The following is a 19,589-nucleotide window of genomic DNA, read 5'->3' as shown; positions in this document are numbered from 1 at the left end:
TGACCATGCCTTGATGCGTGAAGGCCTGAAGCAGATATTTGCGCTTGATGACCATATCACCGTGGTGGGCGAAGCAGGCGACGGCGGCCAGGTGCTGGAAAGGTTACGCCTGGGCGGCCTTGATCTGCTGCTGCTGGATATTTCTATGCCCGGTATCAGTGGCGAAGATTTAATTAACCGCATTCGCTCGCAGTATGAAGACCTGCCTATTCTTGTGTTGAGTATGTTTAACGAACCGCAAATCGCCCGCCGCGTGCTGAACTGTGGCGCGGGAGGGTACATCACCAAAGATAAAAACCCGGATGCGCTGCTGGCGGCGATCCGCAGCGTGGCGCGCGGTTCGCGCTATATCGACCACGATTTGGCACAGGAAATCGTCTTTGCCGAATACCAGAACGGCAATCGCGCGTTGCACGAGACGCTGACAACGCGCGAACGCCAAATCTTGCTGATGCTGGCGCACGGCGAAACCATTAACGCTATTGCCGAAGCGCTGGCCATCAGCAATAAAACGGTCAGCACCTATAAGTCGCGCATGATGGACAAAATGCAGTTCGGCAGCAATGCCGACATTGTCAGGTATGCGATCAGCCACCGCCTGGTACAGTAGCCTCGGGCGTTTCTGTTGCTTCCACAGGTGGCTCTGCCGCCTGTGGTTTCTCCGGTTGCCAGGCACGGTGATGGCGCTTACTCACCAAAAAGATCGGCGTGGCGATAAACAGCAGCAGGCTGCCTGCCATGCCGCACACCAGCAAACTGATGCCGCCCGGCCAGCCCGCGCCGGAAGTTAAGCCGGCCACGACCAGAGACAGGATAAAAAAGAAGGAAAGCGTCAGGCTGACCGGCCAGATATTGGTGATATCCATGTCGCTGAGCGCCATTTTTACCGGTTTCACCGACCGCTTTTCTGCCTCTTTTTCAGCCCGGATCCTGCCTTTTACCGCTTCCAGATCGATACCCGGAGCAATAAAGTCGCCCAGCGGCTGCGGATGGTGTAGCTCATCAAAGACGCGTGTGATAGGAGGGAAAGTCAGCGGCCAGCTGCCGCTGTGCACGCCATAAGCCGCCAGGGCGGGCAAAGTAATACGCGGCAGGTGCACGGGTTGCAGATAGCGATTGTTATAAACTACCCAGCTCTGACGCGTTTCACCCCGCATGACATGGTAAAGCCGGAAGCGATCCGCTGGCGGGTAATGCAAATGGCTGACGCGTGCGCGTATTGAAGGAATATGGTGATAACGACAATAGTTCACCCTGCCCTGTCCCTGTGCAGCCAGCAATACGCCCAATGCAGGCAAAAAATACCAGGACGTGCCGTCTGCCGCGAACGGGCCATTGAGGTGTTCGAGGAATCTCGCTTCGCTGCTGCCGTTCAGGTGTTCAGGCCACCAGCGCCAGCTGCGCCCGATTACGCGTTCGGTTGGCACATTAAATACGCCCATCGGCTCGGTTTGTGCAGGCAAAATGGCAAAAGGAAAAATTTTGCTGAAGAAGGTCAGCGCATCATCTGCCCCGTCCCATTCCCCACCCGCTTCCAGGCCATGCAGGTTTGAAGTCAGCTCCGCCCAGCCGTTTTTACCCAACAGGTCAACCTGATATTTAGTCTCTGCCAGCCTTTTACCCAGCCGCAGAATAGAAGACGGAATACCGTCCAGCGGCAGATCGGGCGCCTGGAAAGCGTCCTCTGTTTGTTCTTCCATACTGTAGTCATCCCCAAAGGCGAGTCATCGCCCATTTGGTCAAATAAAAATGAAGTCGCGAGGCTGAACAGAAAAGGTCAGACAGACAGCCGACAGCAGCCACGCCAAAATAATTTGGCTTAAGTTAAAAATACGCGTTAATTCAAAGGATTATACTTACCAGCCCGCTTATCTGGCAACCTGTGAAATAAGCCATAGCAAGAAAAGATGTAAAATTTTTCGGGTTCAGAAAATAGTCTTTAAAAAAGAAAAGGTAAGCGTAGACGGTTAATTCGCAATTAAAATAGCGGGTTCAAAAAAATGCAGCGATTCGGCAGAACAGCCAGGCTTAAGCTAAATTAGCGCTAAATATCTTTTGTTTTGCACGTAGGCAGAGCCTCTGCAGAGACTGAAAGCGGGAGGGCTCACCAGTCATCCTGCCTTTTTCCAGGCATTTTCCTTGTTACGCGTCATTATTCAAAATTAACCCTCGCTCCCCGCTGCGGCTAAAAAGCGCTTATTCACTCCTGACGAACAAGTTGGGAAGCATAAAGTTAACCCGCGCCCACCTCATTACGCCAGTGGCCTCGTGCATCAACGCGGCCAGACGCAGGGAAAAGCAGAGGGCAAAAGTGAATCATTTCAGCTTGCGGGACGGTTGTTGCGGCGGGAAGCCAGGCTCAGGAGAAAGCGCGGAAGTAAAAATAGCCAAACCTGATAATGTGGATAACATCAAAAGCCCTTGATACCACGAGGGAGATCAGGGAGAGGCGTGACGACATTAGTCAGTCAAATATCGACCTGGGTCTGGCCATACTTTGCCTGCCCGTGCCGTTAGCCGAAATCGCAGCGAGGTCTGTTTTGGCCCCGCTGCGACTTTACCCTGCTGCTAAATGCAGCGCTTAAAGCGCCATCTGTAACAGCAGGCAGCCTGCCAGGCCGCACAGGGCAATAATGGTTTCCAGTACTGACCAGGAGCGCAGCGTTTCCCCGATACTGAGGTTAAAGTATTCTTTGAACAGCCAGAATCCCGGATCGTTCACGTGGGAGAAAATCACGCTGCCTGAGCCTACCGCGATGACCATCAGCTCCGGGCTGACGCCTGTGGTGACAATAATCGGCGCGACAATACCGCCTGCGGTAATCGCGGCAACCGTGGCTGAACCCAGCGCCAGACGCAGCGCAGCAGCGATGGACCAGGCCATCAGGATAGGCGATACCGTACTGCCCTCCATCAGGCTGGCAATATATTTGTCCACGCCGCTGTCGACCAGCACCTGCTTAAAGGCACCGCCCCCGCCGATAATCAGCAGCATCATGGCAATAATTTTAATCGACTCGCCCAGCGTGTCGGTAATCTGCGCCATGGTACGGCCACGATTCAGTCCGAACGTAAAAATGGCAATCAGTACTGCTATCAGGGTCGCCATAATCGGATCGCCGAAAAACTCCGCATACGGCAGTAAGGCATGCCCCTTTGGCAACGCCATTTCCGCCACGGCGCGTACGGCCATCAGCACTACCGGCACCAGCGCGGTCCAGACGCTGACGGCAAAAGTCGGCATCTCGGCTTCGGCAAAGCTTTTTGGGTTATACAAGCCCTGCGGAACCGGCTTATCAATGCCTTTTAAAAAGCGCGCAAATACCGGCCCGGCCAGGATCACCGTCGGGATACCCAACAGCGTGCCATACAGCAGCGTTTTACCCATATCGGCATGGAACAGCGTGGCGATGGCCGTCGGGCCAGGATGCGGCGGCAGAAAACCATGCGTCACCGAAAGCGAAGCCGCCATCGGTACGCCGACAAACAGCAGCGGTACACGGGCGGCAGCGGCAATTGACAGCACCAGCGGCAGCAGCAGGACGAAGCCCACTTCATAAAACAGCGCGAACCCTACGGTAAAGCCGGTCAGCACGACGGCCCACTGGATATGATCCTTGCCGAACTTATTGATGAGCGTGGTGGCGATACGCTGCGCACCGCCGCAGTCTGCCAGCAGTTTCCCCAGCATGGCGCCAAAACCCATAATCAGCGCCAGGCTACCCAACGTGCCGCCCACGCCAGCTTTTATCGAGGCGATAACTTTATTAACGGGCATGCCCTGCATAACGCCGACCGCCAGCGCTACCAGGATCAGAGCGATAAAACCGTTCAGTTTGAAACGGACCATCAACAGCAGCAGCAGCGCTACGCCGATGACGACAAAAAGTATTGGCATGATGTTTCTCCGGCAGCCTGTAGGCCGCTTCTGTTTTTCTGCCGGATGCGGCAGGCGTAAGTAGGGAACAACACAGCAGGGGGTGACCCGCTGCTGGCATGTTAACGGTAACATGGCGCAACTAAAACGGGCTGTGCCAGAGGAATTTACAATTTGAGATGAAGATCAAACTTTTGTTACCGGCGTTTTTTACTTGCTGTTAACCATTAAGCGCGGCAGGCCGCCGCTCTGGAAAGCGGGCTTCCGCTAAAAACTACTTTTTTATCAGCATACTGACGCCGGCCGCGCCGAAAAAGAGCGCAAATGTGCCCTCAAGCGGACGTCGGGCTTTCAGGTAAACCCGTGCGGCCGTAGTGGTAGAAAAAAGCAGTGCATAGCCGCCAAATACCCCTGCTCCCAGCAAAGCGCAGCCGCCGATAATCAGCGGCAAAGTGGTAACAGGTGCGTGCGGATGCATCCCCAGAGAAAGAATTGCCAGCCAGACCAGCACGGCTTTTGAGTTTGCCAGATGCAGCAGGATTCCCCGGCGCCATAATGTGGCAAGTGATGCTTCGTTCACCGTATTTTCTGTCAGGGAACCTGCGCCTTTTTGTGCCGCGCTGCGGGCCGCTTTACCTGCCAGCCACAGGAGATAACCCGCGCCAATAAACTTGATTGCAATCAGCGCTTTCGACCAGGCGAGCAGGAGCGTGCTTATGCCACACGCTGCCAGTATCGCCCAGCACAGCGACCCACTGACAACCCCAGCCGCCAGTGCCAGCGCGGGCCGCCTGCCCTGTCGCATCGCCACGCTGATAATGGCCAGGTTGCTGGGGCCGGGACTCAGCGTGCCCAGCAGATAAGCCAGGTACACTGGCCATAATGTTGATAATTCCGCCATCATTTTCTTTTTTCCGCAGCAAATCCATACGCACACTTTTTCGCCATTACGTTTGACCTGCAACAAAAAAATTTGAGTTAATGAGAGAGATTATGTAACAAGATAATTCACGATGCATCAAAGTGCGTCTTTCTGGTTTAACATTTACATTGCTTTGCGCAAGAGAGGATTGTCCTGGGTTACTGTCTGCCGGGCGATAACAAACTTTTATGCAATTTTTAAATCTCAGAAACCCTACTGGCAACATAAAAATAACATTACCTTCTACAGGGATGTTAATCAGCCGTTTAATTTCCAATTTGTGCGTTTATTCGCGGGATTGATATTCTGTTAAGTTTCTGTGCTAAGGGCTATTATAAATAAAAAGATTAATGCGCTGTTTATTGGGGCCGGCGTCAAAAAACCGTGAAAACGTTCTCACGCGCCGAAAAGCACATTATTTTTACATAAATGTAGCAACAGGTAATTATAGTTTAACACTATGAGTCAATAATTTAACGTGGCGGTGAAACAATTCATCGCAAAGATCCATGCTGTTATATCTGAGATTCCGATTACTGTTGCTACTCCTTCTCCCGATTTGGTCTCAGGATCAAACTTCGTTGAAATAACCGTATAAACACGGACTGCCTGGCAGCTCTATTGTTAACGTGCGGTAAATAAAAAAGAAAGGCAGTTTATGTCAGATCGAGGTCAGCAATGTTTGGATTAGATGCGTTCCACCTGGCGAGGATACAGTTCGCGTTTACCGTTTCCTTCCACATTATCTTCCCGGCCATCACCATCGGGCTCGCCAGCTTTTTGGCGGTGCTGGAAGGTCTGTGGCTGAAAACGAAAAACGAAGATTATCGCGACCTGTATCACTTCTGGTCGAAAATCTTCGCCGTTAACTTTGGTATGGGCGTGGTGTCCGGCCTGGTGATGGCGTACCAGTTCGGCACTAACTGGAGCGGCTTCTCGCAGTTTGCAGGGAGCATCACCGGTCCGTTGCTGACCTATGAAGTGCTTACCGCGTTCTTCCTGGAAGCGGGCTTCCTGGGCGTGATGCTGTTTGGCTGGAACCGCGTGGGTCCGGGCCTGCACTTCTTTGCGACCTGCATGGTGGCACTGGGCACCATTATCTCTACTTTCTGGATCCTCGCCTCTAACAGCTGGATGCAAACCCCGCAGGGCTATGCGATTCAGGATGGGCTGGTGGTACCGGTAGACTGGTTCAAGATTGTCTTTAACCCGTCCTTCCCGTTCCGACTGCTACATATGTCCACGGCGGCTTTCCTGGCGAGCGCCTTCTTTGTGGGCTCCTCTGCGGCCTGGCATTTACTGCGTAAGAACGATACGCCGGCCATCCGTAAAATGCTCTCTATGGCCCTGTGGATGGCGCTGATTGTTTCGCCAATTCAGGCCGTATTGGGCGACGCCCACGGTCTGAATACGCTTGAGCATCAGCCGGCAAAAATTGCCGCAATTGAAGGCCACTGGGAAAACCCACCGGGTGAACCCACTCCGCTGATCCTGTTCGGTATTCCGGATATGGAGCACGAGAGAACCAAATACGCAGTGGAAATTCCTTATCTGGGCAGCCTGATCCTGACGCACAGCCTGGACAAACAGGTACCAGCGTTGAAGACCTTCCCGAAAGAAGATCGTCCTGACTCGCTGATCGTGTTCTGGTCATTCCGCGTAATGGCCGGTCTGGGCATGCTGATGATCACGCTGGGCGTGGTTAGCCTGTGGTTGCGTTATCGTAAGCGCCTTTATACCTCACGTCCGTTCCTGTGGTTCGCCCTGCTGATGGGGCCTTCCGGCCTGATCGCACTGCTGGCGGGCTGGTTCACAACGGAAATTGGCCGTCAGCCGTGGGTGGTCTATGGCCTGCTGCGTACCAAAGACGCGGTATCGGCACACGGCGAAATGCACATGAGCATCAGCCTGATCGCCTTTATTTTGGTTTATTCGTCGGTGTTCGGCGTAGGCTATATCTATCTGTTTAACCTGATCAAGAAAGGGCCAAAACAGGGCGAAGGCCATGATGAACCAGAAGGCGGCCCGGGTACACGTCATACGCAGGCACGTCCTCTGTCTGCCGTGAAAGAAAAGTTAAACGCGCCGGAAAAGGATAAATAAAGTGGGCATTGATACTTCTATTATCTGGTTCACCATCATCGTCTTCTCGACGCTGATGTATATCGTGATGGACGGATTCGATCTGGGTATCGGTATTCTGTTTCCGTTCAATAAAGATGCTGGCGAGCGCGACATGATGGTGAATACCGTCGCGCCGGTCTGGGACGGTAACGAAACCTGGCTGGTGCTGGGCGGTGCGGCGCTGTATGGCGCCTTCCCGCTGGCCTATGCGGTGATTCTGGATGCGCTTTCTATCCCGCTTACGCTGATGCTGATTGGGTTGATCTTCCGCGGCGTGGCTTTTGAATTCCGCTTTAAGGCGACAGAAGTCCACCGTCCGTTCTGGGACAAGTCCTTTATCTTTGGTTCGTTCCTGGCGACCTTCAGCCAGGGCGTGGTGCTGGGCACCTTTATCAACGGTTTCGAAGTGACCAACCGCGCCTACAGCGGCCCGGAGCTGCTGTGGCTGACGCCGTTCTCGCTGTTCTGTGGTCTGGGTCTGGTCGTGGCGTACGCGCTGCTGGGCAGCACCTGGCTTATCATGAAAACCGAAAACGAGCTGCATCGCAAAATGACCGCGATTACCAAGCCCCTGCTGCTGCTGCTGCTGGTGATTATCGCTATCGTCAGCGTGTGGACGCCGCTGGAGCATGCCGACATTATGCATCGCTGGTTTACGTTGCCTAACCTGTTCTGGTTCCTGCCGGTACCGGTGCTGGTGCTGGTAGCTTCCCTGGCGTTGCTGCGTGCTTTGAAACGTCATGCGCACTACTCGCCGTTCCTGCTGACGCTGGCGCTGGTTTTCCTGGGCTTTACCGGACTGGGGATTAGCGTGTGGCCAAACATTATTCCGCCACACATCACCATCTGGATGGCAGCCTCACCGCCGCAGAGCCAGGGCTTCATGCTGGTTGGCGGCCTGTTGATTATCCCGGTTATCCTGTTCTATACCTTCTGGAGCTACTACGTGTTCCGCGGCAAGATCAAACCGGAAGAGCATTACCATTAATAACGGTTTATCGGAGGATAGTATGGTTGAAACTCAGCAAGTGCCTAAGCTCCCGGTGTGGAAACGTCTCCTGTGGCTGGCCGTCATTTATGCAGGTAGTGTCCTGGCGCTTGGCGTTGTGGCGACGCTGTTTCGCTTTATGATGACCGCAGCTGGCATGAAGTCACACTGATACTCTGATTGCCGGTTGTTTAAAAGCCCACGCCTGCCGTGGGCTTTTTTATGGGCGGCGTTCCGTGCAGGCCAGGTTAAGAATTCTCCGAGCCGTTTGCTGCTTTTTCTTTACATCATTCATAAATTTACACACAACCGCAGCGGCAAGCCTGTGCTGATGGTCTATGCTTTAATTTCTCATGAGGAAATCATGTCATCAAGAAGGAGGCACTATGAGTCTACTAGATAAAGCTAACGATAAAGCCGAAGAAGCGCTGGGCAAAGGCCAGGAGCAGTTTGGTAAGGCTGCCGAGTCTCCGGAGCATGAGTTTAAGGGCAAAGTTCGCCAGGGCGCAGCTAAAGCTTCGTACGCCGTTGACGATGCGATTGACTGCGTGAAGACTAAAACGCAGGACGCCCCTTTCGTTTCGCTGGCGATTGCCGCGGGCGTGGGCTTCCTTGCCGCGAAGATTTTTGGTCGCCGCTAGTCGCGTAACGTGACTGCATGAGGGCCGGTTATCCGGCCTTTTTTTTGCCTGTTAATCCGCCACGCCGTTTGATTTTTATCCCGCCCCTGCCCGCCCCCCCTGTGTAAACCGTGATCTGCACCGCTTTTTAGCAAAACTAAAACATATTCAGCACTATTTATAACAATATTATTCCAAATTAGTGCTTTCATTCTGCCGAACAGGCCATCGCTCCCGTCTTTAGTCAGCCGTTTCCTCGTTACTGTACGCATTGTGCCGGAGATAATGCTGATAAAAGCATGATGGCCGCGACCGCGTTTCCGCCCTTGGAGACGCAGCGCTATCACTAAAACAGGGTTTCCCATTATGAAAAGCGAATCCACCTTGAAAAGAACAGTGGCGTTCTGTGGTGTTGGATTACTGCTGGCCTCCGGCCAGGCGCTGGCGGACTACGCACCGCTCAGCATCGACTCGCCTTACGCCTTTGGCGACTGGGGCGGCAACCGTAGCCAGCTTGAGCAGGATGGCGTGCAGTTCCAGGTTAACTACACCATGGAATCTGCCAGTAATTTCTCCGGCGGCTATAACCAGTCTACCTCCGCACGCTATACCGATCAGTGGGGCTTCGGCACCACGCTGGATCTGGAAAAGCTGCTTAACTGGACCGATACCCAGTTCCAAGCAACCATCACCAGCCGTAACGGCCAGGATCTGACGCAATATATTAACGATCCGCGTTCTGGCGGTCTTTCCTCCGTGCAGGAAGTATGGGGACGCGGGCAAACCTGGCGTCTGACGCAGTTCTGGCTGAATAAAGGCTTCTTCGACCACACGGTAGAAGTCAAAGCGGGCCGCGTGACCGTGGGCGAGGACTTTGACAGCTGGCCGAGCAAGTTCCAGAACCTGGCATTTGGTGGCGGTCAGGCCGGTAACTGGCGCGGCGATCGCTGGTATAACTGGCCGGTCTCCCAGTGGGGTGGCCGCGTGAAGCTGAACTTCACGCCAGAAGTCTTCCTGCAGGTCGGCTTCTATAACCAGACCGCGTCCAATTACAATACCGGCAACGGTTTCCGGCTGGATGCAGGCCATACCGAAGGCAACCTGGTACCGGTAGAGCTGGGCTGGCAGCCTAAGTTTGGCGCAGAGAACCTGGCCGGCAACTACCGCGTCGGCCTGTATTACTCTTCAGTGAAGGGCGATAACTACAGTTCTTACAGCAACGGTCAGTACGGCGAAGATAACCATGCCTACGGTGGCTATCTGCTGTTACAGCAACAGTTGACAACGATGGGCGGCGATAACAAGCGCGGTCTGAGCATTGTGGCCCAGGGCGTGATGAACGATCACAAAACCTCTAAAACCGATAATTACCAGTCGCTGGCGTTGGTCTGGACCGGGCCGTTTGATGCCCGTACGGAAGATGAAATCGGTATCGGCGCGGCGCGTATTCACGTCAATGATGACTACGGCAAAATGCTGCGCCAGACTAACCGGGAAAACGGCGTCAACGATTATGACAATCCAACCTATCTGCCCATTCAGAGCGGTTCGGAATACAACTATGAGATTTACTACAACGCTCACGTAACTAACTGGATGAACCTGCGTCCTAACCTGCAATATGTTGCTTCACCGGGTGCAGTCAGTGAAGTCAAAGACGCCTTTATTGGCGGCGTGACGGCAACCATTAACTTCTGATGGTCAGGCGGGCCCTGGTGCCCGCCTTACGCCTTCCCTTCTTTCAGCTGCGCCCGCGCGGTAAAAAAGCGCCGGTAAGCCAGCCAAGCCGCCATAATCGTGGCGACGCTCGCCGTACCCAACAGCATAAACGTCACCATAATCTGATATTTAATCGCTTTTATCGGATCGATACCGGCAAAGATCAACCCGGACATCATCCCCGGCAGGCTCACCAGGCCCACGGTTTTCGCCGCATCCACGGTGGGGATCATTGCCGCACGAATACTGTCGCGAACCAACTTTGCCGAGGCCGTTTTTACCGGCGCCCCAAGACTGAGCATTTCCAGAATTTGCTGGCGGTTATCGCTAAAGCGCTGGTTCAGATTGCTGTAGCACAGCCCAACGGCCACCATCGCATTACCGGCTATCATGCCGGTGATCGGGATAACCTGCATCGGGACAAAGGCAATCGCTTTACTCAACAGCAGGACGACCAGCGTCAGCGTGGTGCTAAAAGTAATGGTGACAAATGAAAGCATAAAAGCGTTATCGATATTACGGCTGCGCTTACGGGCATTCAGCGCGGCGTTGACGCAAATAAACAGCACCATCGTGGCGGTGAGCCAGCCGTTAGCCATATTGAATATATATTTCAGCACGTAGCCAACCGCGATCAGTTGCACCACGGCCCGCGTAATGCTCCAGAGAATATCCTTCTCCAGCCCCAGCTTCTCTTTCTTACTGACCACCAGCGCCACCAGCACCAGTGCCAGCGCTAACAGCAGCGATTCGTTGGTAATATTATGCTGGCTCATTTTCGCTCCTGGCAGGGGCAGTCAGGGTGAGTAGCCGCGGCGCCCGTTCGATTTCCATTTTATCGTGCGTGATCCAAATAACCGCCGTGCCCTGCTGTTTTGCCATATCGTCAATCAGCTCGCCTATTCCCTGCTTATTTTCTTCGTCCAGCGCGCTGGTAATCTCGTCCAGTAGCAGGATAGCCGGCAGAAACTGCAGATTGCGCAGTAAGGCCACCCGCAGCTTTTCGCCGCCGGAAAGCAGGCTGATGTTTTTATCCAGCAGATCGCCCGGCAGGCGGACTTTTTCCAACCAGCGTCGCAGCAGAGCGGGATCTGCTTTCTGCTGCCGGATATGCCAGGGTAGCGCAAGATTATCCCATACCGTTTCACCAAACAGCGTCGGTGACTGGAAGCAGTAAGAAACCTCACGGCGATACTGTTCCGGCTTAAGGTTCGCGACAGGATCGCCCTTATACATCAGGGTGCCGGTTGTGGGTTCCAGCAGTGAGGCGATAATCTTTAACAGCGTACTTTTACCGCTGCCGGAAGGGCCAGTCAGGTAGAGCTGTTCCCCTGCGTTCAGCTGGAACGAGACGGGAGCAAGCAGCCCGGTCTGGTGTGGGCTATAGCTGATATGATGCACATCGAGTAAAGGTGTTAAAGCGGGCATGGTCGGCCTGAAAGGGGCGGCTCAGGCCGCCCGAACGGATTATTGCTGAGTGGCGGAATAGCTGAGCACAACGGGCGCATCCGGCAGTTTAGTGAAACGCGTAATGATTTGATGGAAATCCGCGACAGGATCCATCTTGCTAAACGACTGCGGATAAAGATCGCGCGCCAGAATTTCCATCCCGATAATATTATAAGGATGATTATAGAAATGATGATAAACCCCATACGCCCTGCCCTGCTGCACCGGCGCAATCTGCTGTAATCCGTTGCGATTAACCAGCGTGGTAAAGGTCGCTTTCACGTCCTGGGTCGAGGCATTGTAACCAAACGGCAGCACGTTTTTATTTGGCCGTTTCGAACCGGACATAATATAAACGTCTGGCTTCATGGCAATAATCTTCTCCAGCGCCACAAAGCCTGACGATCCCGGCAGCAGCGTCGAGCCAATATTTTTACCGCCAACGGCTTCTACCAGGCCGCCCCAGCCGTTATGACCGTGCGTAAAGCAGCAGCTGTCCGAGTTACCGGCAATAGGCTCGATAAAGACCGTGGGTTTTTTAGCAATTTTGCCGATGGTTTGCTGCATGGCATCCAGATGCTGCTGGTAAAAGTCCGTATAGGCTTTTGCACGCTGCTCCTGATTCAGCACTTTGCCCAACAGCGTAATGCTGTTAGCCGTGTTCTGTACCGGATGCAGCTCATAATCGATAAACATAACCGGAATATGCAGGCGCTGAAGCGTAGCCAGCACGCCGGTTTGCTCCAGCGCCGCTTTGCCGCGCAGCTGGGCAATCATCAGATCCGGCTGTTGGGCCACCACGCTTTCCAGATCCACCTGTCCCTGATCGTTGAAGCCCATATCGATGATCTTAGCCGCTTCCGGCCAGGTTTTACTCAGTAACGCCCAGGTTTGCGGGTCCTGCTTTTTCGGCAGATTGTTCCAGGCCACCACGCGACGGAAGGGATTTTCACGGTCAAGCAGGGCCAGCGCCATAATATCGCGACCATCCTGCAAAATGATGTGCTGCGGCTCTTTGCGCAGGGTGATGGTTTGATTATCCATGTCGGTAATCTGCAACGGATAAGTAGTTGCGGCGGCACCCGCAGAAACAGTCAGGGAAGCCAGTAAAAGCCAGCGGCGAATCATGCCATCTCTCCTTCAAAAAATAAGCGAGGCTGACTATACCGTTTACCGACCAGCCTGTCTTTTCATTTGGCGGGCTTTGTCTTTTGTGGCCAGCCAATCAGCAGCAGGCCGCCGAGGATGAGCAAAACGCCCAGCAGTTTTCCCCAGCGAAAAGTCTCATTAAAAGCAGGCAGAAACAGCGCTGCGCACCAGACCAGCACATAACTGATGCTCAGCAGCGGATAAATTTTGCTGAGCGCTATTCGTCTTAGCGCCAGTAACCAGCAGAGCATAGAGAGCGCATAGGCCAGTAGGCCAGCTGCCAGCCCCCATGCACCGGGCGGCAAAGCCCGTAATGCGGAGAAAAAGGCGGCGGCGTCACTGGCGGCGGGTAAAGTGACCAGCGACCAGCGCATCAGCAGCTGCGCCGCGCTGACCAACAAAATACTGCATACAGCCAGTAGCAGGCCCATCAGGCGTAGATCCCCATGACGGCCACACCGGCAACTATCATCAAGACGCCCAGCCAGTGGCGAAGCGGTACGACTTCCTGCCACAACCAGCGAGCTGCCAGCACAATAAAAATAAAATTCAGGCTCAGCATGGGATACGCCACGCCGACCGGCACCAGCTGCAACACCCGCAGCCAGACCAGCATGGCACAGCCGAGCAGCAGCACGCTCAACCCAAGCCAAAACAGCAGGTGCCTTTTCCCCTTTAGCAGGCCATGCTGGGCGGCCTGCTTCTGACAAAGCTGTCCGGCGCAGCTCAGCAGGCTGCTGAACAGGATCAGCAGCGTACTCATGGCTGCTGGCTATATTGGTAGATAACTAACCGGCCGCGCTGGTAGCGGGTATCGGCCTGCGGCACTTCGGCATCCGTATTTTCATTATTGCGCGACATCACCATTACCAGCGTCACGCTGCCTTCACGACGGTGCTGCGCCAGCCACGCGGCAAAATCTTCCTGAGGGATAAACTTCCCTCGGGCATCTGCATAACGGAGACCGTACTGTACTTCGCCCGGCTGCTCATAAAGCAGGATATCGCTGCGCTGCAGTTCCCAGGCAAGGCCGGACGCGAGGCCGGGATTGTTCGCCAGCACGTAACGGCTTGGCGCTATCTGGCTTTTCATATCGCGAATGAATACCTGCGGCTGTTTGGCATCGCGGATCCTGTCGGGAATGACCATGCCGAACAGCAGCGCCAGCGCCAACGGCGCACAGGCCGCCCATGCCCAGCGCTGTGACGGCGCAGACAGAGTTACCAGCCCGCAGCCCGCCCAGAACAGAAAAATCACGGCGGCCAGCACCGCTTTTAGCTGTTCATGTGCGGCAAAAAGTGGATGCTTCGCCACGCCCCAGGGAGCCAGAAAAACCACCACTACCAGCGTACAAAGCAGGCCAAACGCCAGGTTTATCCAGCCGTTAAGACGCAGTGCCCTGCCGTTTACTCTTGCCAGGCGCACGGCCTCTCTGGCCATCAACGCCGCCAGCGGTGCGAAGCATGGCAAAATATAGGTGAGCAACTTGCCTTTCGCTACGCTGAAAAACAGCAGCGGCATGATTAGCCAGCTCAGTAAATAAAGGGCGCCCGCCTCCTGTCGGCGCGCCTGCCAGCCGCCGCGCAGGGCGCCGGGCAGCAGGGCCAGCCAGGGGAGGCTACCTGCTAACACTACCGGCAGGTAATACCAGAACGGCGCCTTGTGCTGTGCATTTTCTTCAGCAAACCGTTGGATATGTTCGACCCAGAAAAAATAGTGCCAAAAATCGGGTTCGCGCTGCGCGATAGCTATAGCCCAGGGCGCGGTAATGACCACTGCCCCCGCCACGGCCAGCCCGGCCCAGGCTACCGTCTCTTTCAGACGCTGCTGATAAAGGATCCACGGCAGAAGCGCCACCACCGGCACGGCGAGCGCCAGAAAACCTTTGGTCATCAGCCCCATTCCGCAGGCGCCTCCAACCAGCAGCCAGGCTATCGCTTTTTTGACGCTCGTGGGGGCTTCCATTGCCAGCCAGCAGGCGCACATCGTTGCCACCAGCCATAGCGTAATCGCGGGATCGAGTACGGCATAAGTCCCGACGCCATAGACCAACAGGCTGGTAAGAAAGATCGTGCTCGCCATCCGCGCCGTGGTGCGATCGCGCCAGATCCGTAGCGTAAGCCAGTACAGCAACAGTGCCGTCAGCGTGATCGAGAAGACCGAGCCAAACCGCACGCCAAAGTTGTTATGGCCAAAGATCAGCTGGCTGAGGTTATTAATCCAGTAGCCCATGACCGGTTTTTCAAAATAGCGCAGGTCAAGGAAATGCGGCACCACCCAGCTGCCGGTCGCCAGCATTTCCCGGCTGATTTCCGCATAGCGTGATTCGTCGGGCTGCCAGAGCGCGCGCGAGGTCAGCGGCACCAGATAATACAGGCCAAAAAGCATCAGCAAGAGAACGCCGTTTCTCATCAGTTTCATTACATTATCCCACTGGTTGTTGGCAACCTAACCACCCTTCGCGACCGGGCAGGCTGCCCCTGACAATTTTTCCCATCGGCAGCGTAAAAAGGTCCTCAGGCAATAAGTCGCCTAGTGGACAGAAATGGATTCCTTCCTGCTTTGCCAGCGTCAGCAGCTCGCTGAACATTTTGCTCATGGCTATGCCTTCCACTTCAGCGTGAATGGTATAAACGGGGGTGCCTCTATCCTTTTTAATACGGTCAATAATAAAAGCATTCCACTCCTCCTTTTTGACCGCGGTTCCTGCTACTTCATCCCAGGTTGGCAGCGTGACCGGGATCTGTACCGTCCCCGGCTCGCCATTGGCCAGGCGCGGTAGAAAAGGCGCCGTTCCACGGCAGTCGCTGTTGTAACGAAAATGAAAAGGTTCTTTCGCCTCAACGATACGCTGGTCTGCCCGCCAGCCCGCCACGGCAGAGCAGGTTACCGGCTGCCCGATAATTTCCCGCAGGGCTGCCTCTCCGGCCTGGATTTGCCAGGTCAGCTGCTGCGAAGACCAGACGCCTGCCCAGGTTTGCCAGGCAAAATGATCCCAGGCATGCAGCCCGATCTCATGACGATCCGCGGTCGAGCGCACGATCTCCGCCAGGCCCTTACCGATCTTCCTGCCCGGCCACGCCGTACCCGCCAGTAAAATATCCCAGCCATACAGCGAGGCGGCATCAGAACGCAGCATTTTCCACAGGAATTTCGGTTTTAGCAGGCGCCATAAATGGCGCCCCATATTATCCGGGCCGACGCTGAAGAAAAAACTCGCGCGTATCTGGTGGGCATCGAGAATAGCCAGCAGTTCCGGTACGCCTTTCCGCGTACCGCGCCACGTGTCTACATCAATACGAAGGCCCACTTTTTTCATTTTTGCGCATCCACACCTTCTACCGTGCGTAAAAAGAAGTCCAGCGTGGCGTCAATGGTTTGCTCCATTTTCACTTCCGGGTGCCAGTTCAGGAGGCGGTGCGCGTTGCGGATTGCTGGTTTACGGTGCTCCACATCCTGGTACCCTTTACCGTAATAGCTACTGCTTTCGACTTCGCGGAAGCCGGCAAACGGCGGGAAGCTGTCGCGCAGCGGGTGGCGGTCAAAGCTGGCCAGCAGCTGCTCGGCCAGTTCTTTGATGCTGGCTTCATTATCGGGATTGCCGATATTAATAATCTGCCCGTCGCAGTTGCCGTTTTTATTCTCAATAATGCGGAACAGCGCTTCCACACCGTCGCTGATATCGGTAAAGCAGCGTTTTTGCCTGCCGCCATCGATCAGTTTTATCGGCGATCCTTCTACCAGATTAAGAATGAGCTGGGTAATGGCGCGCGAGCTGCCGATACGGGCCGCATTCAGGTTGTCCAGGCGCGGCCCCATCCAGTTAAACGGTCTGAACAGCGTAAAGCGCAATCCCTCTTTATCGCCGTAAGCCCAGATAACCCTGTCCAGTAACTGCTTGGAGACGGAATAAATCCAACGCTGCTTATTAATCGGTCCGACCACCAGGTTGGAATGATCTTCGTCGAATTTCTCGTCGGTGCACATGCCATACACTTCAGAGGTGGAAGGAAAAATAATACGCTTTTTGTATTTTACGCAGTCACGAATAATCTTCAGGTTCTCTTCGAAATCGAGTTCAAATACCCGCAGAGGATTACGCGTATATTCAATCGGCGTCGCTATAGCGACCAGTGGCAGCACCACGTCGCATTTTTTAATGTGGTATTCAATCCATTCGGAGTGGATGCTGATATCGCCCTCCACAAACTGAAAGCGCGGATGCCCGATAAACCGGCCAATCGCGTCGGAACCGATATCCAGCCCAAAAACGTCAAAGTTCTCATCCTTCAGCAGACGTTCGGTCAAATGGTTGCCAATAAACCCGTTAACGCCAAGGATGAGCACGCGGGTGCGCCGTTTTATTACGGAAACACTCTGGCTGCTTAGCAGCGCGCTTTTTACCAGTCCCAGCGTTTGCGCCAGCTGTGAGCCCTGCATCCAGACGCCGTTTTCGCTCTGGCCCGCCATTATCTCCAGCGCCTGCTCGCCACAGGCCACCACCAGCGGCGCGACGGACAGCACCGTACCGGCTTTGGCGGCAGGCAAATCGTGGCGTACCCGGCTTTTCCACACGATAAATTTCGTCGAGCCTACGTAACCGAACGCGCCCGGCCAGGGATCGGTCACCGCCCGCACCAGGTTATTGAGGGTTTCCGCCGGTTGCGTCCAGTCGATACGTCCATCTTCCGGCTGGCGACGACCGAAACGGCTGGCCTGACTTTCATCCTGAGGCCACTCCGAGGCCTGCCCCTCTTTTAGCAGCGGCAGGCAGTCTGCCAACAGGGCTTGCGCTGCCTCATTCAGCTTGCGGTGCAGCGTCAGCGCGGTCTCTTCTGGTGTAATGCCCACTTTCTTCTGCGCGATAATCGCGCCGGCATCGGCCCGTCCGGTCATGCGGTGCAGCGTTACGCCGGTTTCCGTTTCACCGTTAACCAGAACCCAGTTAAGCGGTGCGCGGCCGCGATATTTCGGCAACAGGGAACCGTGCAGGTTGAACGAACCGACACGAGCACTGTTTAAGATCGCGTCACAAAGCAGGTTGCGATAATAAAAAGAGAAGATGATATCCGGCGCCATTGCCCCGATACGATCGACCCACAGAGGGTGATTAACCTCATCCGGCGCGAAAACCGGGATCCCCTGCTCCGCCGCCAGGCGCGCTACTGAACCAAAAAAATGATTTTCACTCGTGGCGTCGGTATGGGTAAAAATTGCTTCAATTTTATAACCCGCATTAATCAGGGCGTTGATCCCGATACATCCCATATCGTGGTAGGCAAAAACAACTGTCTTCATTCTTTATTATCCTTAACGGGAATCGATGGAGAGGCGTTCACTACACGCTGTACAAAATAACGGGGACGAGCGCGTACATCGTTGTAGATGCGGCCGATATATTCACCCAGCAGCCCCATGCCAACGAACTGAGCACCAATAAAAATGAACAGGACGGCGAACAGCATAAATACACCGTCAGCGGCCCATACCGGACCGAAGAACAGGCGCAGCAAAATCAGTAAAAGCGAAAAAGCGAAGCCAAGCAGCGCAATCATGCTGCCTACCACGCTGAGCATACGCAGTGGCGTGGTGGTCAGGCAGGTGACCAGGTCATACATAAGATTAATCAGGCGCATCAGGCTGTATTTGGAGTCGCCGAACTCACGCTCCGCGTGCAGCACGGGGATTTCAATCGTCCGGCGCGCAAAGGTGTTTGCCAGAATGGGGATAAAGGTGCTGCGTTCATGGCAGTGGAGCATGGCGTCAATAATATGGCGACGATAGGCTCGCAACATGCAGCCATAATCCCCCATCGCCTTACCCGTTGCTCGCTGGATAAGGTGATTAATCAGCCGTGAGGCTTTTTTACGAAACCAGCTGTCCTGGCGATTTTGCCTTACGGTGCCGACGACGTCGTAGCCCTCCTCCGCTTTCGCCACCAGCAGAGGGATCTCTTCCGGCGGATTCTGTAAATCCGCATCCAACGTGATAATCAAATCGCCGCTAACGTGGCTGAATCCCGCCATAATGGCTGAATGTTGACCATAATTACGGTTCAGCAACACGGCCACGATATGGCTGGCCGGTTCTTCGGCTGCCGCAATCAACAGTTCTGCCGAACGATCGCTACTTCCGTCATCTACCAGTAAAATTTCGTGATCCTGAGACAGCATCGCGCAGGCTGCCCGCGTACGGCGAATCAATTCCGGCAGGCTTTCCTGCTCGTTATAGACAGGAATAACAACTGAAACTTTTTTAATAGATTGATCAGGCATGATATTTCTCAGCGATGTCATGCAGCGCGGTAATGACGCGCTCGACGTCCTCGTCGCTCATGGTCGGGAACAGAGGGATTGAGCAGATGCGGTCTGAATTCCACTCCGTGACGGGTAAAGTGAGATCCGGAAAGCGTTCGCGATAATATTTTTGCGTATGCGCGGCTCTGAAATGCAGGCCGGTGCCGATGTTCCGCTCTTTCAGCGCCTGCATCAGCGCATCGCGGTTAAGGCCGCAACGGGCTTCATCAACGCGAATGATAAACAGATGCCAGGCATGCTGATGCGCCCAGGCGGGATGACTAAGCGGCAGAAACGGCGTGTCGGCCAGCTCCCGTAAATAGCGTTCAGCTATTTCCGTACGGCGGGCGTTCAGCTGTCGCAGTTTGCCCAGGTGAACCAGTGCGATAACCGCATTGATATCGGCCAGGTTGTACTTGTAGCCAGGCATGATCACCTCGCCCTG

The 19,589-nt window shown here is 54.6% G+C and carries 19 protein-coding genes; 6 read left to right on the top strand and 13 right to left on the bottom strand.

What is annotated here, in order from left to right:
- Positions 1-610, top strand: a 610-nt coding sequence (locus RTK32_RS06080; RefSeq protein WP_312042583.1) for a response regulator transcription factor, incomplete at its 5' end; no start/stop codon positions are given.
- On the opposite strand, the gene RTK32_RS06075 is transcribed toward RTK32_RS06080, so the two are convergent.
- The 3 genes from RTK32_RS06075 to RTK32_RS06065 all read right to left on the bottom strand — a co-directional run bounded on the left by RTK32_RS06075 (position 588) and on the right by RTK32_RS06065 (position 4,781).
- On the bottom strand, positions 588-1,700 hold the full coding sequence (locus RTK32_RS06075) for a hypothetical protein (RefSeq protein ID WP_312042582.1): 1,113 nt from the start codon (positions 1,698-1,700) through the stop codon (positions 588-590). The genes RTK32_RS06080 and RTK32_RS06075 overlap by 23 nt on opposite strands.
- An 881-nt stretch (positions 1,701-2,581) precedes the next feature.
- Entirely contained in the window at positions 2,582-3,898 is a 1,317-nt protein-coding gene (gntT, locus tag RTK32_RS06070) for a gluconate transporter (RefSeq protein WP_312042581.1), read from the bottom strand.
- Positions 3,899-4,151: 253 nt separating this feature from the next.
- Positions 4,152-4,781 carry a LysE family translocator gene (locus tag RTK32_RS06065; RefSeq protein WP_312042580.1) on the bottom strand — a complete coding sequence of 210 codons (630 nt, stop codon included), beginning with the start codon at positions 4,779-4,781 and terminating at the stop codon, positions 4,152-4,154.
- Between the two features lie 696 nt (positions 4,782-5,477).
- On the opposite strand from RTK32_RS06065, the gene RTK32_RS06060 reads away from it, so the two are divergent.
- The 5 genes from RTK32_RS06060 to RTK32_RS06040 all read left to right on the top strand — a co-directional run bounded on the left by RTK32_RS06060 (position 5,478) and on the right by RTK32_RS06040 (position 10,229).
- Positions 5,478-6,902: a cytochrome ubiquinol oxidase subunit I gene (locus tag RTK32_RS06060; protein WP_312042579.1), complete on the top strand. Its 1,425-nt coding sequence runs from the start codon at positions 5,478-5,480 to the stop codon at positions 6,900-6,902.
- Between the two features lies 1 nt (position 6,903).
- Positions 6,904-7,911: a cytochrome d ubiquinol oxidase subunit II gene (cydB, locus tag RTK32_RS06055; RefSeq protein WP_312042578.1), complete on the top strand. Its 1,008-nt coding sequence runs from the start codon at positions 6,904-6,906 to the stop codon at positions 7,909-7,911.
- A gap of 22 nt (positions 7,912-7,933) precedes the next feature.
- Positions 7,934-8,083: a DUF2474 domain-containing protein gene (locus RTK32_RS06050; protein ID WP_312042577.1), complete on the top strand. Its 150-nt coding sequence runs from the start codon at positions 7,934-7,936 to the stop codon at positions 8,081-8,083.
- Positions 8,084-8,297: 214 nt separating this feature from the next.
- Positions 8,298-8,552 (top strand): CsbD family protein, encoded by a 255-nt coding sequence (locus RTK32_RS06045; RefSeq protein ID WP_312042576.1) that lies wholly within the window; start codon positions 8,298-8,300, stop codon positions 8,550-8,552.
- Between the two features lie 345 nt (positions 8,553-8,897).
- Complete coding sequence (locus RTK32_RS06040) at positions 8,898-10,229, top strand: carbohydrate porin (protein ID WP_312042575.1); 1,332 nt, start codon at positions 8,898-8,900, stop codon at positions 10,227-10,229.
- Between the two features lie 26 nt (positions 10,230-10,255).
- Here RTK32_RS06040 and fetB read toward each other — a convergent pair whose 3' ends face one another.
- The 10 genes from fetB to RTK32_RS05990 all read right to left on the bottom strand — a co-directional run.
- Positions 10,256-11,026, bottom strand: coding sequence for an iron efflux ABC transporter permease subunit FetB (gene fetB, locus RTK32_RS06035; protein ID WP_312042574.1), 771 nt, complete (start codon positions 11,024-11,026; stop codon positions 10,256-10,258).
- Positions 11,013-11,678: an iron efflux ABC transporter ATP-binding subunit FetA gene (gene fetA / locus RTK32_RS06030; RefSeq protein ID WP_312042573.1), complete on the bottom strand. Its 666-nt coding sequence runs from the start codon at positions 11,676-11,678 to the stop codon at positions 11,013-11,015. The genes fetB and fetA overlap by 14 nt, the downstream gene beginning before the upstream one ends.
- A 39-nt stretch (positions 11,679-11,717) precedes the next feature.
- Complete coding sequence (locus RTK32_RS06025; protein WP_312042572.1) at positions 11,718-12,827, bottom strand: ABC transporter substrate-binding protein; 1,110 nt, start codon at positions 12,825-12,827, stop codon at positions 11,718-11,720.
- Positions 12,828-12,889: 62 nt separating this feature from the next.
- Positions 12,890-13,279, bottom strand: a complete 390-nt coding sequence (gene arnF, locus RTK32_RS06020) for a 4-amino-4-deoxy-L-arabinose-phosphoundecaprenol flippase subunit ArnF (RefSeq protein ID WP_312042571.1) — start codon at positions 13,277-13,279, stop codon at positions 12,890-12,892.
- Positions 13,279-13,611 (bottom strand): 4-amino-4-deoxy-L-arabinose-phosphoundecaprenol flippase subunit ArnE, encoded by a 333-nt coding sequence (arnE, locus tag RTK32_RS06015; RefSeq protein ID WP_312042570.1) that lies wholly within the window; start codon positions 13,609-13,611, stop codon positions 13,279-13,281. Before arnE ends, arnF begins: the two co-directional genes overlap by 1 nt.
- Positions 13,608-15,269 (bottom strand): lipid IV(A) 4-amino-4-deoxy-L-arabinosyltransferase, encoded by a 1,662-nt coding sequence (gene arnT / locus RTK32_RS06010; protein ID WP_312042569.1) that lies wholly within the window; start codon positions 15,267-15,269, stop codon positions 13,608-13,610. Before arnT ends, arnE begins: the two co-directional genes overlap by 4 nt.
- Before the next feature lie 4 nt (positions 15,270-15,273).
- A complete protein-coding gene (gene arnD / locus RTK32_RS06005) occupies positions 15,274-16,167 on the bottom strand; it encodes a 4-deoxy-4-formamido-L-arabinose-phosphoundecaprenol deformylase (RefSeq protein ID WP_312042568.1) in 894 nt (297 codons plus the stop codon).
- Positions 16,164-18,146: a bifunctional UDP-4-amino-4-deoxy-L-arabinose formyltransferase/UDP-glucuronic acid oxidase ArnA gene (arnA, locus tag RTK32_RS06000; protein ID WP_312042567.1), complete on the bottom strand. Its 1,983-nt coding sequence runs from the start codon at positions 18,144-18,146 to the stop codon at positions 16,164-16,166. Before arnA ends, arnD begins: the two co-directional genes overlap by 4 nt.
- A complete protein-coding gene (arnC, locus tag RTK32_RS05995) occupies positions 18,143-19,123 on the bottom strand; it encodes an undecaprenyl-phosphate 4-deoxy-4-formamido-L-arabinose transferase (protein WP_312042566.1) in 981 nt (326 codons plus the stop codon). Before arnC ends, arnA begins: the two co-directional genes overlap by 4 nt.
- A partial coding sequence (locus RTK32_RS05990; RefSeq protein WP_312042565.1) for a DegT/DnrJ/EryC1/StrS family aminotransferase occupies positions 19,116-19,589 on the bottom strand: 474 nt, incomplete at its 5' end. The genes RTK32_RS05990 and arnC, both read right to left, overlap by 8 nt.

Origin of the sequence: Erwinia sp. (assembly GCF_031978025.1) — a bacterium.
In the GTDB taxonomy this organism is placed as follows: Bacteria; Pseudomonadota; Gammaproteobacteria; order Enterobacterales; family Enterobacteriaceae; genus Erwinia.
The sequence above is the reverse complement of the archived record's forward strand: the minus strand, read 5'-3'. Positions and strand labels throughout refer to the sequence as shown.